At 41.8% G+C, this 18,243-nt stretch carries 10 protein-coding genes and 1 tRNA gene; 10 read left to right on the top strand and 1 reads right to left on the bottom strand.

The genetic code is table 11. From position 1 onward, the window contains the following. Positions 1–227: 227 nt before the first annotated feature. The 10 genes from BSCG_RS10680 (at position 228) to BSCG_RS10725 (ending at position 17,780) form a co-directional block, all read left to right on the top strand. Positions 228–3,365, top strand: coding sequence for a SusC/RagA family TonB-linked outer membrane protein (locus BSCG_RS10680; protein ID WP_032849585.1), 3,138 nt, complete (start codon positions 228–230; stop codon positions 3,363–3,365). 13 nt (positions 3,366–3,378) lie between these two features. Further along, positions 3,379–4,848 (top strand): RagB/SusD family nutrient uptake outer membrane protein, encoded by a 1,470-nt coding sequence (locus BSCG_RS10685; protein WP_008776394.1) that lies wholly within the window; start codon positions 3,379–3,381, stop codon positions 4,846–4,848. Between the two features lie 14 nt (positions 4,849–4,862). After that, entirely contained in the window at positions 4,863–5,474 is a 612-nt protein-coding gene (locus BSCG_RS10690) for a fasciclin domain-containing protein (RefSeq protein ID WP_004304976.1), read from the top strand. Between the two features lie 28 nt (positions 5,475–5,502). Then, entirely contained in the window at positions 5,503–7,041 is a 1,539-nt protein-coding gene (locus BSCG_RS10695) for a hypothetical protein (RefSeq protein WP_008776393.1), read from the top strand. Between the two features lie 388 nt (positions 7,042–7,429). Continuing rightward, positions 7,430–8,986 (top strand): hypothetical protein, encoded by a 1,557-nt coding sequence (locus BSCG_RS10700; protein WP_032849584.1) that lies wholly within the window; start codon positions 7,430–7,432, stop codon positions 8,984–8,986. Between the two features lie 57 nt (positions 8,987–9,043). Further along, positions 9,044–10,057, top strand: a complete 1,014-nt coding sequence (locus BSCG_RS10705) for a DUF6528 family protein (RefSeq protein WP_004310453.1) — start codon at positions 9,044–9,046, stop codon at positions 10,055–10,057. A gap of 56 nt (positions 10,058–10,113) precedes the next feature. Beyond that, positions 10,114–11,907 (top strand): glycoside hydrolase family 71/99-like protein, encoded by a 1,794-nt coding sequence (locus BSCG_RS10710; RefSeq protein ID WP_032849583.1) that lies wholly within the window; start codon positions 10,114–10,116, stop codon positions 11,905–11,907. 8 nt (positions 11,908–11,915) lie between these two features. After that, a complete protein-coding gene (locus BSCG_RS10715) occupies positions 11,916–14,270 on the top strand; it encodes a TIM-barrel domain-containing protein (RefSeq protein ID WP_008776390.1) in 2,355 nt (784 codons plus the stop codon). Between the two features lie 19 nt (positions 14,271–14,289). Then, the gene (locus tag BSCG_RS10720) at positions 14,290–16,965 is read left to right on the top strand and encodes a glycoside hydrolase family 2 TIM barrel-domain containing protein (RefSeq protein ID WP_004299901.1); all 2,676 of its coding nucleotides are present in this window, start codon (positions 14,290–14,292) and stop codon (positions 16,963–16,965) included. 17 nt (positions 16,966–16,982) lie between these two features. Next, positions 16,983–17,780, top strand: coding sequence for a sialate O-acetylesterase (locus tag BSCG_RS10725; RefSeq protein ID WP_008645237.1), 798 nt, complete (start codon positions 16,983–16,985; stop codon positions 17,778–17,780). A gap of 260 nt (positions 17,781–18,040) precedes the next feature. Here the strand turns inward: BSCG_RS10725 and BSCG_RS10730 are convergent. After that, a tRNA-Met gene (locus BSCG_RS10730) sits at positions 18,041–18,113 on the bottom strand. Positions 18,114–18,243: the final 130 nt, after the last annotated feature.

Raw genomic sequence — 18,243 nt, 5'->3', positions numbered from 1 at the left:
TTGAGTTTTCTTTGGTTAGGTGTGTCCGCACACACTTTCATTTGGTAGACCGGGTACTGTGTAATCTTTATTCTAATATAATAATTATTGTGTAGTATTATGAAAGACAAATATCCATATAATAAATAAAATATAACATCTTATTGGAGAGAATCAATATATTTTCCCCAATTAATTAAGTAGTGAGTAAAACCTTGATAATTAACCAATTTAATTTTATTCTAGTTATGAAAAATTTGCAGAGTAGGACAAAAGTGCGGTTGCTTCAGTCGTTCCTTTTGATTTCCTTGAGTCTCTTTTTCCTTGTCAATCCGGCTTATGCTCAAGGCGGGTTTGCAGTGAAGGGAGTTATTGTGGATAAAACAGGATTTCCTTTGCCTGGCGCCAATGTGATGGAAAAGGGAACATCTAATGGAACAATTACAGATTTAGATGGTAATTTCTCATTGAATGTTTCGAAGAAGGGAGTTACTTTGACTGTATCATTCATGGGATATACCCCTAAAGATGTGGTAGTGAAAGATAAAACAATGAATATTACGCTTGAAGAGAACTCTAAGTTATTGGACGAAGTAGTGGTAGTGGGTTACGGTACGATGAAAAAGCGTGATGTAACAGGAGCTATTACTTCCATCTCAAGCGAGGCCATTGAGCAAAAAATGGCTACTAATGTTTTTGAAGCATTGCAGGGTACTACTGCCGGTGTACAGGTGGTGTCCGGTTCCGGACAGCCCGGTGAATCTTCTTCTATCAAAATTCGTGGTACTTCCACGTTCTCTGCCGAAGGTGTGACTCCTCTTTATATTGTAGACGGTGTGCCTTTGGAAAGTATCGACGGTATCAATACGAATGATATCACTTCTATGGAGATTTTGAAGGATGCCGCTTCTGCAGCTATCTACGGTTCGCGTTCGGCGAACGGTGTGATTATTATCACTACCAAAAGTGGGCAGGAAGGTAAAGCCCGTATTGATATCAAGTATAATCACTCGTGGGGTACATTGTCTCACAAGGTTCCACAGGCAAACCGCAAGGAACGTTTGTTGTACGACCAGTATCGTAAAGAGTATTTTGAAACATACGGCGGAGGTAATCCGGATGAAAGTAGTGATATACTGAATGATCCGTTGAACTCTTTCTTTAATGTGGATAACGATTATCTGGACATGATTACAAGCACTGCACAAAAAGATCAGGTGGATATCAGTGTAGGTGGTGGTACAAAGAAATTGAAATATTTCATCAATACCGGTTATTATAATGAGAAAGGTATTATTTCCAATACAGGTTTCCAGAGACTAAATACTCGTATCAACTCCGATTATTCACCGACAGACTGGATGAATATGGGTAGCCGTATTTCTTTGACTTATTCTAAAAAGAAAGGTCTGAATGAAGGTACTTTATTGAGCGCAGTGTTGACTCGTCGTCCTTATTTCAATACTTATTATCCGGATGGCTCTTTGGTCGGAGTGTTTAACGGTCAGAAGAACCCTATTGCGCAGGTCAATTATACCACCGACTTTACTGATTCTTATAAGGCTAACTTCTTCCAGTTCTTTGAAATCAAATTCAACAAGTATTTGAAGTTCAGAGCCAATATTAATGCCAACTTCTATCTGGATAAACGCAAAAAACTCGAACCGAGTCTTATCACCGATGAATGGCAGAAACAGAATAAAGGTTATTCTTATAATTACCTGAACTGGAACTGGATGAATGAAGACATCCTTACTTATGCACGCAAAATAAAAGATCATAATTTTACGGCCATGGTAGGTGTTAGTGCACAGCAGTGGCGTTATGAAAACGAAACATTTGTGGGAATAAACTCGTCTACAGATTTTATCTATACAATGAATGCTTTTGCCGCAAACCTGGATTTGTCATCTACAGGCTCCACATTAAGCAATCACTCTATGGCTTCCATTTTTGCCCGTGTGACTTATGATTATAAAGGAAGATATTTGCTCAATGCCATTATGCGTCGTGACGGTTCTTCTCGTTTTGCCAAAGAGAACAAATGGGGTAATTTCCCTTCCGTATCTGTGGGATGGCGCTTCTCGGATGAGAAATTCATGAAATTCTCGAAAAAGTTTCTCGAAGATGGTAAGATCCGTGCAAGTTTCGGTATCACGGGTAACGAAGCAATCGGCAACTACGACTATATCTACTCTTATTCTCCGAATTCTATTTATGACGGAGTGGGTGGCGTTATTCCGACTCGTATCGGTAAAGACAATCTGAAATGGGAGGAAACTAAACAATTCAACCTTGGTTTGGACTTGAATTTTTGGAATAGCCGTTTGACAATCACTGCCGATTATTACGATAAATATACAGACGGTTTGCTGGCAAACTACCAATTGCCTAAAGAATCCGGTTTTGCATATATGAAAACCAATGTCGGTGAAATGAGTAACCGAGGCTTTGAAATAGCTGTTACCGGTGATATTATCCGCACGAAGGACTGGAAGTGGAATGCTTCTTTCAATATCTCCAGAAACATCAACCGTATTGAGAAGCTGTCTGAAGGTAAGGCATATATGGAAGGTGATATCTGGTGGATGCAGGAAGGTGACCGTGTGGGTGACTTCTACGGATTTAAAAGCGCCGGTGTCTTTGCATACGACGAATCGAATGCTTTCACTGATAAATGGGAACAGCTGACTCCGGTGTTTGAGAATGGTGTATTCCAGTACAAATATTTGTTGGATGGAAAGGAATATGCAGGTAATATCCGTCAGAAAACGTTGCCGAACGGCAAACCGTTCCGTGGGGGAGATTACAACTGGGAGGAACCGGAAGGAACCCGTGACGGTGTGATTGATGATAATGACCGTATGGTGATCGGTAATGCCATGCCTGATGTAACCGGTGGTTTGAATACAACGGTGACTTGGAAGAATTTGAGTTTATACTTAGGATTCTATTATTCATTGGGAGGACAGATTTATAATGCAGCCGAACATAATCGTAATATGTTCAAATACACCGGAACTACTCCTTCACCGGAAGTCATCCATAATATGTGGTTGCATCCGGGTGACCAGGCAATCTATCCGCGTCCGTATAATGATGATTACAACAATGCCCGTATGGGTAACTCGTTCTATCTGGAAGATGCTTCATTTATTCGTTTGCAGAACATACGTGTAGCATACGATCTTCCTGAAAACTGGATAAAGAAGCTGATGTTGAAGAATATAAATATCTACGCTTTTGTAAACAACGCCTTGACATGGACCAACTATTCGGGATTCGATCCTGAATTCTCTACCAACAATCCTCTGCAGGTAGGTAAAGACTCTTACCGTTATCCGAGAAAGAGAGAATATGGTATTGGTTTTTCTGCAAACTTTTAATTGAAGATATCGTATGAAGAATATAAAATATTTTGTTGGAGCTGTATGCCTGGCTCTATCATTGAATAGCTGTTCAGACTTTCTGAATGAGGAACCGGTGAGTGAGATCCCGGCAGGTGACATGTGGCAGACCGCCCGCGACGCTAAGGCAGGTATAAATGAAATCTACGGACTGTTGCGTTCCACTTTACGCGAGAATTATTTTTACTGGGGTGAGTTCCGTTCGGATAACGTAGCTCCCGGAGCACCAGTGATGGCCGATCAGGCACGTGTGATCAACAACCTGATGTCTACGGACGAGAAATGTGCGAAATGGACGACCTTGTATCAGATGATTAACCAGACCAATCTGGCCATCAAATATGTTCCTAATATCAGTATGCCTGATGTGGCAGACCGTAATGATTACCTCGGACAAGCGTATGCGTTGCGTGCTCTGGCTTATTTCTATGCTATCCGTGTCTGGGGAGACGTACCTTTGTTTATAGAACCTACTGAAAAGTATTCGGAGGCTATCTATAAGGAACGTACAGATAAGAATTATATTCTGGAACATGTTATTCTTCCTGACCTGAAAAAGGCGGAAAGCCTGATTAACCGTAATAAGAATTACGAACGCAAGCGTATTTCTATCTGTGGCGTATGGGCTATCATGGCGGACGCTTATATGTGGGCTGAAGAATATAATCTGGCTGACCAAACCATTGATAAAATGGCAACTATTGCCTCCAAAAAGGGTGGACGCTTTGTAGACTTCGAACCTAACATTGCTACTTGGCATACCATGTTTACAGAAGAACTGAACAATAAGCCTTCGGATGATACGCCCGAAAATGATGAATATAACTCCAGAGAGTTAATATTCCTTGTTCATTTCAACATGGATGAAGTCGGCACGAATGGTTACAGTTATATGTATCAATGGTTTTCCGGTTCAGGAAACCGTGCGGCAGTTATGTCCGACAAGTTTATGAGCATCTTTGATGAAAAGGATATGAAAGGTGATTTGCGCAAAGATTATACGGTGAAGAATTACCAGAATGGAAATGAATTGCGTAAATATATGGCAGGTGACATCAGTAACTCTTTGAATAAGACATGCGAAGTAGCCTATCCAATTTATCGTTACACAGATATGATGTTGTTGCAAGCAGAAGCTCGTGCTCATCAGGGAAAATGGGGTGAAGCTTTGGATTTAGTAAAAACTGTACGTGACCGTGCCGGATTGAACACGTTGACTGAAAATGATTTTGCTTCTGAAGACGAAGTCGTTAATTATATATTGCGTGAACGGCAAGTGGAATTAGCCGGCGAAGGACGCCGCTGGTTTGACTTGTTGCGTACCGGAAAGTGGAAGGAAGTGATGAAACCGATTAACGGAATGGAACAGGACGGAAACGAACTCTTCCCGATTCACTATTCACATATCTTGGAAAATCCGAAGATTGTGCAGAACACGTATTATGGTAATACTAACAACTAAAAAAGGTAGAAACAATGAAAAAGACAATATTATATAAGACCCTTTTCTTTTGTTGGGCGATATTGGCATTGACCGGCTGTGACCTGGACTTGCAGAAGAATTATGATTATGAGCCTTCGGTGGATGATCCGTATGTAAAAGTGACAGCGTGGGAATATTTCCAAGATCACAAAGATATGTTCTCGGAGTTGATAGCAGCTATTGAGTATACAGGTCTGAAGGACTATTATACCCAGACTGACAATAAATATACTTTTCTGGCTTTGAATAATGCAGGTATGCAGTTGTATCGTGAAAATGAATTTGCAGGTGCAGCATCCATTACCGATTGTGATAAAGAGAAAGTAACGAACATGTTGCTTTATCACATTGTAGACGGTGAATATAGTTCTTATGGACAGTTGCAGGTGGAACCGATGTTCGTATTGACGATGCTGAAAGGAGAGAATGGACTGATGACAATGTCTGTATGGAAAAACCCATGGCAGGCTGCAGTAGGTAAGATTCTGGTGAATCAGACCGGAAGCAACGGGAAATCTCCACAGCGTCAGGCTAAGACTAGCAACATTCTGCCGACGAACGGTGTGATTCATATATTTGAGAACTATTGCAAATATTCCAAATAACCACAGTTAATTAAAAAGAGAACTAATTATGATTCGTAAAATATATACCTTATTAATACTAGGACTTTGCCTGGGCTTTGCTGCCTGTAGCGATGATAATGATGGTCTGGATCCTAATGCGGCTGCTCCTGTGATTAAATTCCCGATGGAACAACTGGATGTGGATTTAAATAAAGTAGATAATCTGCCGGTAGTGGCTGTCATAAAGTCGCAGGCCGGACTCCAGAGTGTGACAATGAAATTGCAGACAGTGGAGGGGGTGACCGAATATAAAACGGTGACTGAATTTTTTAATCCCAATTCTTACAGCTTGTCTGAAAATCTGGAATACAATGCAAATTACGAAGCCTTTATCATTGAGGCTACGGATAAATTGAATCATGTTACGAGCGGAACTTTACCAATTGCTGTTACCGATGTAATGGCACGTCCTGTCATAACATTCGACCCGGAAGAGATTATATATGATGAAATGGATGAGAATCCGGTAATGCCTCGTACTACTTTTAAAATTGTTTCGGAAGCAGGTTTGAAGAAAGTGGAAAGATTCTTGGTCTCTACGGACGGACAAACACCGAAAGGCAGTGATATACTGAATGGCGACAAAACGTATGAGCACGATGAACTGATAGAATATAAAGAAGGCGATAAGGGCTTTAAAGTGAAAGCGGAAGATATCTATGGTAATATCACAATTTCTACTTTGCAGGTGTCATATAAGACTGTTCCGGTTCCTGTATTGACTTTGGGTAAAGAGCTTATTACTACTGATGAAGGAGTAGATACGGAAGTTCCGATGCACATCGAATCCGTTCGCGGTGTAAAACAGGTAGCTATCTTCCGGGTGGAGAATGGAGTAAGTACAGAGATTTTCCGTGAGCAGATAGTGGGCGATAACAAGAATTTTGATTATAAGCCTAAGGTGCAACTGACAGAAGAAACATCTCAACTCAAGGTGGTTGTTTCTGATGGTCGGGAAGGCAAGGAAGTTATAGGGATCGTAAAGACCTATGTGAATATGGAAGTTGTCCAACTTAAGGTTGGCAGTCATGTATTGGCCAATGCCGAACCGTTCGCTCTGATTTCGTTGAATGATATGAAAACGTATTCGGTAGATGAAGCTATCTCCAGTGTGGAAAGTGCTAAGAATGTTGATATAAAGTTCTTTATAAATTCTGCTAATAGTGTTCTTTCTTTCCGTTTCTATTCGATGGAGAATGTAGATAGCAAGAATAGTCTGTATAAAGGATCGGGCGGAAAGTCCTTGAGCAATCTGCCGGCTAAGAATATGACAAAATTTGTGTTATTCCCGGCAGGCTTTGATTACGATGCGGCTTCTCGTTCTTCTATTAAGAATGAATATTTGGCCGGAAGTGCCGATCAGAAAGTGTATATGACAATTGATAACTTTGTCGGCAGTGTGATTGGATTTAAGACTAGTGGTAATTCAAGTGCCGGTGGAGAAAGATACGGTGTCATGAAGGTACTTGATGTCTCCGGAAAGATGGATAATAATACGACCAAACAGATAGCAACGGTTGAAATCAAATTCCCTAAGAAGAAGTAAGCAGGGTAGTATTACCTACCGTCTGAAGTCTTAATAGAAAACTTCTTTTCTATTAAGACTAAACTTCCCTTTCATTGGGAATAAAGTTGTTCTCTGTCCGATACAAACTATAAACGAAGCTTCCGTTTTTATAAATGCAAGTTGCGTTTATAAAAACAAAGATTTCAATTATAAAAACAAAGCTTTCGTTTATAGTTTATGTTAGGGATAAAAGAAGTTTGCAACAAGGGGGAAGGGAGTTCTCTCCTTGTAGAGAATAACTTTTCTATTAATAGCCAACGCGAGAGTTAGTAACAGCTATCCGGTGAACCGTAGATAGAGTATACGAAAGATGCGACTGATAACAAATACGATGGTTAAGTAATAATGTGCAGTAGCTGAAAGTAATATGAGAAAACATATAATATATAGGTATTTCCTCTTTTTATCTTTGGTCGGACTGATGCAGTTGACGTTTAGCTGTTCCTCCTCTTCCAACGAAATAGAACCTTTGAAACCGGAAGGAGAAGATACTCCTTTGGAAAAAGATGAATATACTTTTATGAATGTAGAATACCGGAAGTGGCAGAACGGAACTTTCCAGGCATGGACAACGGCAGATTCAAGGGAAACACGTACCATTGATAATATGAATTGGTATACTCCCTCTTCGGGTTATAGCCGGACTGCATGGGGAGGACGAATCGGTTTGCAACCTTCATCTGTGGTTGGAAAAGAAGGCTTTTTCCGAGTGGCTTATTGTGGAGGCCGTTCTTATTTGCTCGATCCGGATAATGGAGCTGTTATCATTCATGGAATTCAGCATGTTCGTCCGGGAGAATCTACTGCTCATAAGAAGGCTTTCGGTACTCGATACGGTAGTGAGGCGCAATGGAGTGAAGAGACTGGCAAACTGTTAGCAGGCAATCATATAAACTATATTTCGTATGGCTCGAACCGTATTGAAGTATTTCCTGCTGCAGTACGTGGTAACTTGTTGACCCCTAAAACGCAAAAGATTGCTTATGCAGAGAATCTGTATCTGCTTCGTACCTTTATGTGGGATATGAGTAAGAATTTGGGCTACGCGTTTGATGATGACAAATATAATCGCTTAGTTCTTCTTTTTGAACCCACATTTGCTACGTACATAGATCGTCTCGTACAAGAGAAGTCAGCTTTATTTGCCGGTGACCGGCATTTTATAGGTTTCTATCTTGACAATGAATTGCCATTTGCCAGTTATCAGAATGCTGACCCTTTGCGAGGAATTGATCTGAAACATTTCTTGTCTTTGCCCGAACGCTATAAAGCTGCTCGTGAGTATGCAGAAAAGTTTATGCGGGATAACGGTATAGCTTCTACCGGAGTGATAACCAAGAAAAATCAGGAAGATTTCCGGGGGATGGTTGCTGATTATTATTATCAGTTGACCACCGCTACCGTCAGACGATATGATAAAGAGCATTTGATATTGGGAACACGTCTGCATGATTGGAGTAAATATAATCAGAAAGTGGTGGAAGCGTGTGCTCGTTATTGCGATCTTGTTTCCGTCAACTATTATGCACGTTGGCAACCGGAGGCAGATTTCTTGGCAAACCTGAAAGTCTGGTGTGGAGCGAAACCTTTTTTAGTTTCAGAATTCTATATAAAAGCGGAAGATGCCAGTTATCAGGGAACTGGATATGCTAATACTGAAGGAGGTGGCTGGTTGGTGCATACACAAAAAAATAGAGGTGAGTTTTATCAGAACTTCTGTCTTCGTTTGCTTGAAACTCGAAACTGTGTAGGCTGGGTACATTTTGAGTATAATGATGGTTACGATTCTAACGGAAAAGCTTCTAATAAAGGAGTGGTTTCCATCGAATACGAACCTTATGAATCTTTTCTGTCGCACATGCGGCAGTTGAATCTTTCAGTTCATTCATTGATCGATTATAACGATACAAAATCGGTTCAATAGATTGACGGAAACTTTAAATAGACAAATTGAATATTTAGAATTAAAATAGTTATGACCATGAAGAAGTTTAGTTTATTTGCAATCCTTTTAGGATTTAATATAGCTTTGGGAGCATGTTCCGATGATGATGCCGCTCCTGTAGTAAAAAATGAAATCTTTCAACTTCCGGAAAAGGCTTATGTACTGGCGGAACAATCCAGACGGGCTATTGTCATCAGAGATGCGGAGACGCACCGCAATATTTGGAGTTGGGATCCTTATACAGCCTGTGTTCCTGCTGCACAGCAGGGTTGGTTTGTTAATCCGAGTGAAGTAAAACCGGTTTTCAATAGACGCTATATCTTGATGACTGCCTCCGGCGGAGCTGTGGCTTTAATCCGTTTGTCCGATCATAAATTAATGTTCTACGCAAATTGCGGACAGAATCCCCACTCTGCGGAGGTATTGCCCGATGGAAATATCGTGACGGCAGAATCTAAATCCGGTGAAATCAATACCTTTGTGGTTGACACGGTTAAGGTATTGGGAGCAAAAGCTAATACGGTGAAGTTGGGTAATGCGCATAATGTTGTTTGGGATAAGAAAAGATCGTATCTTTATGCTACAGCTACCAAAAAAGAGGGAGTGACTGCATTATTCCGTTTTAAGTACGATGGCAACCGGAGTAATCCCAAGTTAATAAATCAGACTACCCTTTATACATTCAGCAATGAATCGGGTGGGCATGATTTGTTCCCGGTATATGGTGAAGAAGATAAATTATGGCTTACTGCTGCTTCGGCTGTCTATAAGTTTGATTTGACTGGAGTTACCGACGCTACGACTAATGACTCTACCGAACCTACTTGCGAGAAAGTTTACAGCATAGCCGATATAAAAAGTATCTGCAACGGACCGGATGGAATCCTGATGTTGAAACCGACTGAAGAGTGGTGGGCAGAAGGACTTGTAAATGAGAAGGGAGAAGAACTTTTCAAAATGGACGGAGCCAAGATTTATAAAGGCCGTTGGATGATAGACAATCTTTTCAGTTATCCGGAAAAGCATGATTTCGTGTTGAGTGAGGACTGATTAAGTATGGTGGAAGATTGATTAAGTACATAAGTTGAATAATTAAGTTTGGAACAATGAGGAAACTTCTTCTTTTTTTATTGGTATCTATCGCATTACCGGCCTTGGCGCAGAATGGAAAGAAAGTGTATGCCGACTTCCACGGTGTACGTTACACCCGGCAGCATGACGGAAAGTTGGGCCGTTGGGAAATGTATGCCGATACGGAAAAATCAAGTACCGGAAGGAAGTCGCTGTGTTATAATGCCGATCTGATAGATAGTGAAGGGCGGCATGAGATAGCGGCAGTGGCTTATCCCCAAGTCGGAATGCAGTCCAATCTCGATCCCGATTATATCGAATATCAGATATTGTCGGCAAAAGCGGCTAAGATAGATGGATTCTTTATCGAATGGGGGTTCAAGCCTCACGAAAATGACATCTTGCTGCGTGAGATGCAGAAAGTGGCAGCAAAGTATGACTTTGAAATCGGCGTAAACTGGTGCGACGGTTGGTTATATTATGACTGGATTACGAAGATTTATCCGGAAGTTAACACCCGTGAGGCAAAGACCGAATACATGGCTAAATGTTATCAATATCTGGTAGATAGTGTCTTCACAGGTCCGACTGCTCCTATGGTGAAAGGAATGCCTGTTTTTTATCATTTCGGTCCCGGAGCGAAAGTCGATGAATACAAGAAAGTGTTATCACAAGTGAAGTTTCCGCAAGGAATGAGGCAGCCCGTTGCCTTACGCCGTTGGGCGGATTGGGGAAAACTGGAAAATGATAAATACATTCCCGTCACCCGCAGTGATGATATGGATGCTTGGGAAAAAGTGGGAGAAATACCGACTGCATGGCTTCCTGCCCGTGTCCGTACAAGAGATCAGGCACATGCCGAATGGGATAATTACGCCACTCAGGATGATGTTATTGAGTTTATGAAACCTTTCCGTGATTCAATTTGGCATAGTAACAATCCTGCTTATACCATTAAGTCGGGATTTGCCATGCCGGGAATGGATAACCGGGGCTGTGCAGGCTGGGGACGTGGACACTTCTATTATATCCCTCGTAACAATGGAGAAACTTATCAAAGTATGTGGAAGTTCTGTATGGCAGAGAAGGACAGCCTGGACATGATGTTTATCGCTTCGTGGAGTGACTATACCGAAGGACACGAAATAGAGCCGACCATTGAAAACGGTGACCGTGAACTACGTACGACTTTAAAGTATGCAGCGGAATTCAAAGACGAACAGGCGGACGAGCGTGGATTAACCTTACCTTTAATGCTTTTCCGGCTGCGAAAAGAAGCCCGTTTCCTGGAAAAGACGAAGATGGACGTATCCGCTTGTCAACGTTCGCTCGATAAGGCGGCATTGTTGATTAGCCAGGGACGTTATCCGGTGGCGATAGGCTTGTTGTCACAAATAGAAAATGATGTCAAGACAGCAAAATCCGCTTTGGCGGTTGAGATGATGCGTTTGCGTGAGTCGGACATGAAGATTCAGGGAAAGCGAAAATCCGGTGGTTACAATGCCGAAGAAACTCTCTCTATCTCTTTGCCCAAAGAGCTGGTTTCCAAATTACAAATGAATAACTATGTAGGGTATCTCTATTTTGAATACCTGGACAAGGGAAATGAATCTCTTTTTATACGTTCATCTACACAGCGCGAACCGAAAGAGCCGTTTAAAATTGTATCCCGGATACGTACCGACAATACAGGTGAATGGAAAAGCGCAAAAGTAGAATTGTATAAGGATAATATCATGAATGGATTCAATATGCCTACTTTCTATTTAAAAGGAAATGTCGTAGTTCGTAATTTGTCATTGGGTTATACGATCTACTCAGTCAAATAAATGCATGGATGAAGAGTTTTAATTGGTTATTAGTTTTATCTGTACTATCCTGCATCGGATGTTCCTCTCCGGTTCATGAAGACGGTAGGGGATGTGCTTTCGTATCTGACAGTATTCAATATCGGGTCGAGTTTATGTCGGCGGGGTGCGTGCGGATTCTGTCTTTTCCCGAAGGTGATACGCTGGTAACAAAAAGATTGGTGGGTGATTCGGAAAAGCCGGCTTTCAAAGATTATAAATGGGAAGATACGGGACAGAAGCTGCTCTTTCGCACCCGTGAACTTTCCGTAGTTTTTGATAAGGCAGATGCGGCTTTCATTTTTCAGGAAACATCCACAGGTAAGTTATTACTAAAAGAGAAAGGGGATAGAAAGGCACGGAACTTCAAACGTTCGGTTGCCGGAGGTGAACAATGTCTCGAAGTCACTCAACGCTTTGTTCCTACCGAGGATGAGGCCATTTACGGACTGGGACAGTATCAGAATGGAATCATGAACTATCGGGGGAAATCTGTACTTCTGTTACAGGCCAATATGGATATTGTCAATCCGTTCCTTATTTCGACCAACGGATACGGTGTCTTATGGGATAATTATTCTTCTACGAAGTTTGAAGATACGAAGGAGGGCTACTCATTTACTTCCGAAGTAGGTGATGCCTCCGACTATTATTTTGTCTATGGTAAGAATATGGACGAAGTCGTTGCCGGTTATCGGGAATTGACGGGGGACGTGCCGATGTTTGGAAAATGGGTGTATGGCTTCTGGCAGTCCAAAGAACGTTATAAGTCGTTCGATGAATTGAAGGCAGTCGTTAAAGAATACCGTAAACGGGGAATTCCGTTGGATAACATTGTGCAGGACTGGGAATATTGGGGAGACAAACCTCATTGGAACAGCCTGACCTTCCATCCGGCAAACTTTAATCATCCCCGTCAGGTTATTGATGAACTGCATCAACAGGACCATGTTCATTTTATGCTTTCCGTATGGCCCGGATTCGGACCGGAAACGGCTGTCTATCAGTCTTTGGATTCTATCGGTGCATTGTTTAGTGAACCTACATGGGCAGGTTATAAGGTTTTTGATGCCTACAATCCTGTCGCGAGGGATATTTTCTGGCAATACCTCAAGAAAGGACTCTATGATATGGGTGTGGATGCTTGGTGGATGGATGCAACGGAACCATCTTTCCGGGATGGATTCACACAGTTGAAGCAGGAAGAAAAGACCAAATCGGCAGGTAATACTTATCTGGGTAGCTTCCACCGTTATCTGAACACTTATTCTTTAGAAATGCTAAAGGACTTCTATCAACGCCTGCGCGCCGAGAGCGATCAGAAGCGTATATTTATCCTAACTCGTTCCGCCTTTGCCTCGCAACAGCATTATGGTACAGCCGTATGGTCGGGTGACGTTTCGGCTTCATGGGAGAATATGCACAAACAACTGGTTGCCGGCTTAAACTTGTCTATGTCCGGTATTCCGTATTGGACTTCCGATACGGGAGGATTCTTTGTCACAGAACGGGATGCAAAATATCCCGACGGACTGAAAAGTAATGATTATAAAGAGTTATATTCCCGTTGGTTCCAGTTTAGCGCATTTACTCCTATCTTCCGTGCTCACGGTACGAATGTGCCGCGTGAAATTTGGCAATTCGGTGAAGAGGGGACATTATCTTATGATAATCAAGTGAAGTATATTTATCTGCGTTACCGTCTGTTGCCATACATTTACTCAATGTCCCATCAGGTAACCGCCAATAATTATACCATGTTGAGAGGTTTGGCAATGGATTTCACAACAGATACCCGGACATTTGATATTGATAATGCCTATATGTTCGGTACTTCCTTATTGGTGCGTCCGGTATTTCATCCGCAATCGGAAGAAAAGAACATCTGTATTTATCTGCCGGAACATAGCGGTAAATATTGGTATGACTTCTGGACCGGAGAAGCTTTTGAAGGAGGAAGAGAACAAATGCAGACAAATATCCTCGACATACTTCCGCTCTATGTGAAGGCTGGTTCTATCTTGCCTTTGGCAGAAGTGAAACAATATGCGATGGAATATCCCGATCGTGAACTGGAATTGCGTATCTATGGAGGAGCGGATGCTGCTTTTTTATGGTATGAGGATGAAGGTGATTCCTACCGCTATGAAGAGGGTGTATGTTCGAAAGTGCCGATGCAATGGAAAGATTCGGAACGGACATTGACTATTGGACTGCGTGAGGGAACTTATCCCGGTATGCCGGAACAAATAAAAATGCATGTGAAATTATATCTGCCTGAAGGTGTAGCTCTTGATAGCAAAGAGTGCGTCTACACAGGTAGAGAAAGTAAAATAAAGTTTTAATTATAAGTATATATCGATTATGAAGAAGTTTCTCTATATTTTTATTCTATTGTTTATTGTGGGATGGGCACAGGCGCAACAGCGTGTGGTATACACAATCAACGACGGATGGAAATTTACAAAAGGATCTCCGTTTGAAGCGCAGCTGGCCGGCTGTGACGACTCTTCTTGGGAGACGGTCAATATACCTCATACATGGAATAATAAAGATGCAGACGACGAAACTCCGGGATTTTATCGGGGACCGGCTTGGTACCGGAAACAATTGTTTGTAGATAAAAGCCAGGAGGGACGTCAGGCAGTGATCTATTTTGAAGGAGCCAATCAGGAAGTACGATTCTATCTGAACGGTCAGTTCGTGGGAGAACACAAAGGAGGGTATACCCGTTTCTGTTTTGACATCACTTCCCATTTGCGTTATGGACAGGAAAACCTGTTTACCATTTATGTGAACAATGTCTATAATCCGAATATTCCTCCCTTATCTGCCGATTTTACTTTCTTTGGCGGTATCTACCGGGATGTCTATCTGCAGTTTATGAATCCGGTGCACATTGCAACGAATGATTATGCTTCGTCAGGAGTTTATATCCGTACACCCGAAGTGAACAACTCCGCAGCCTCGGTAGAAATTACTACATTACTGACGAATAATACACTCCAACCTGCAGAAATCAGGGTGGAAAATGTAATCTGCGATGCGGATGGTAAGGAAGTGAAAAAGACTCATGCGGAAATAAAGCTGGCATCCGGTGAAACAAAGACAGACATCTCTAAAAAGATAAAAATAGATTCGCCCCGTTTGTGGGATATAGACGATCCTTATCGGTATATGGTATATACGCGTATTCTCGATAAGAAAAAGGGTACTTTGCTGGATGAAGTGGTGAATCCGTTAGGCTTGCGCTGGTTTAAATTTGATTCGGAAAAGGGCTTTTTCCTGAATGGCAAAGGACGTAAACTAATCGGAACTGCCCGGCATCAGGATTATTTTCAGAAAGGAAATGCCTTGCGCGACGAGTTGCATGTACAGGATGTACTACTGTTGAAAGAGATGGGAGGGAACTTCCTGCGTGTGTCACATTATCCCCAAGATCCTGTAATCATGGAAATGTGTGATAAACTGGGTATTGTGACTTCGGTTGAAATCCCCGTTGTCAATGCTGTTACGGAAACTGAAGAGTTTTTGCAGAACTCCGTTGAGATGGCTAAAGAAATGGTACGTCAGGATTTCAACCGCCCTTCTGTTATGATTTGGGGGTATATGAATGAGATTTTTCTGCGTCGCCCTTATACCGAAGGCAAGCAATTGGAAGATTACTACCGCTTTACTGAAAAAGTAGCCCGTGCCTTGGAAGCGACCATCCGCGAGGAAGATCCTTCAAGATATACCATGATGGCTTATCATAATATGCCTCAATATTACGAAGATGCCCATCTGACCGAAATCCCGATGATTCAGGGATGGAACTTGTATCAAGGCTGGTATGAGCCGGATATCAATGAGTTTCAACGTTTGCTCGACCGTGCCCATAAGGTATACAAGGGAAAAGTGTTGATGGTTACGGAATATGGACCGGGAGTAGATCCGGGACTTCATTCCTACCAGCCGGAACGTTTCGACTTCTCACAGGAATATGGTTTGGTGTATCATAAACATTATCTCCGTGAAATGATGAAACGTCCGTTTATTGCCGGTTCCAGTCTGTGGAATCTGAATGATTTTTATTCCGAATCCCGTGTCGATGCTGTTCCTCATGTAAACAATAAAGGAGTTGTCGGATTAAACAGGGAGAAGAAGGATGTTTATTGGTTTTATAAGACAGCTTTGTCACGTCGTCCGATACTTGTTATAGGTAATCGGGAGTGGAAAAGCCGTGGGGGAGTGGTGAATACTGCACAGAAAGAATGTATTCAGTCTGTTCCTGTATTCTCCAATGCGGAAGAAGTAGAGCTGTTTGTGAACAATAAAAGTCTGGGAAAGAAAAAGGTAGAAGATAATTATGCCTTGTTCGACGTACCGTTCGTTGGTGGAGAGAATCTCCTGGAAGCAGTTGCCGTGGCTGGTGATAGCAAATTGCGGGATATGCTCCGGATTCAGTTCCAGTTGGTAGGCTCACAGTTGAAAGACGAAGCAATTCCATTTACGGAAATAAATGTAATGTTGGGTTCTCCGAGATATTTTGAAGACCGTACAGCAAATGTAGCATGGATTCCCGAGCAGGAGTATAAGCCCGGTAGCTGGGGATTTGTAGGCGGAACTTCTTATCGTCGTAAAACAGGATTCGGCAGTATGCTTGGTTCGGATATTGACATTCTGGGAACGGATATGAATCCAATCTTCCAGACTCAACGTGTTGGAATAAAATCTTTTAAAGCTGATGTACCGAATGGAGAATATTCCGTATATTTGTACTGGGCAGAATTGGAGTCGGACAAAGAGAGGGAAGCGTTGGTTTATAATCTGGGAGCTGACTCGGAACAGACGTTTGCCGGAAACCGTAGCTTCGGAATTTCAATGAATGGAACGACTGTTTTGGATGATTTCAACATAGCTCGTGATTACGGATATGCCCGTGCTGTTATCAAGAAATTTGTAGTAACGGTGAAGGATGGAAAAGGATTGAGTGTTGACTTTCATAAAAAAGAAGGAGAACCTATTCTGAACGCTATCCGTATTTATAGAAACTATTAATCATAAACACTGTCAATATGCTTAGGTCTATTTATTTACTGTCTTTTCTCCTCCTGCAATCTTTATTTGCTTTTGCCGGGAATGTAAAGGAGAATGTTCCGTCTTCTTTTGACTTGTATGTATGCATCGGACAATCCAACATGGCGGGGCGTGCAACATTAACTCCGGAAGTCATGGATACCCTCCAAAATGTGTATCTATTGAATGATAAGGGGAATTTTGAACCGGCAGTAAATCCTCTCAATCGTTATTCTACAGTTCGGAAAGATTTGTCAATGCAGCGTTTGGGACCGGCTTACGGCTTTGCTAAAGAGATGGCCCGACAAACGAAACGTCCTGTCGGGCTGGTAGTAAATGCGCGTGGAGGCTCATCCATCAACTCCTGGCTAAAAGGGAGTAAAGACGGATATTATGAAGAAGCTCTTTCCCGGGTTCGGATTGCAATGAAGCAGGGAGGTGTTTTGAAAGCAATCCTTTGGCATCAGGGAGAAGCCGATTGTTCGAATCCGGAAGCGTATAAACAGAAACTGATTTCTTTGGTGAAAGACTTGCGGGAAGATCTGGACATGCCGGATCTACCGGTTGTTGTAGGACAGATTTCACAATGGAACTGGACGAAAAGAGAAGCAGGTACAGTCCCCTTTAATCAGATGATTAAAAAAGTTTCTTCATTTATTCCCTATTCCGATTGGGTATCATCGAAAGGATTGGGATGGTATAAAGATGAGAAAGACCCTCATTTTAATACGGAAGCACAACTGTTATTAGGAAAACGTTATGCGAAAAAGATACTGAAGTTTTATAAACATCAATAGGATACCCTTTTTCGAAGGAACATAAAAGCCGGCTGATCCCTCATGAATCAGCCGGCTTTTGTATGGTGAATAACTAAATACTGCCTTGTTGATAGAAAAGGAGTCTATATGCTTAATTGTCTTGTTATAAGCAAATTAACCTGTTAATAACTTTGTTGATATCCTTGTTGATAACTGAAATTAGGTTGTGAATAAAACCAGTAAAGAAGAGTCGTCATAAAAAAGAAGAACCGCATTTCTGCGATTCTTCTTATCTTTAGTTGCGGAGATCCGACTCGAACGAATGACCTTTGGGTTATGAGCCCAACGAGCTACCAACTGCTCCACTCCGCGATGTTTAACGGGTGCAAAGGTACGGCTTTTTTTGAAACAAACAAATAATTTGCTGAATATTTTTCGAGTAAATCATCATTTTTTTCTTATTTAGTTGAGAATGAATGAAATAATGATGAAACTTTTTCTT

This window comes from Bacteroides sp. 2_2_4 (assembly GCF_000157055.1).
Lineage (GTDB): Bacteria > Bacteroidota > Bacteroidia > Bacteroidales > Bacteroidaceae > Bacteroides > Bacteroides ovatus.
The sequence above is the reverse complement of the archived record's forward strand: the minus strand, read 5'-3'. Positions and strand labels throughout refer to the sequence as shown.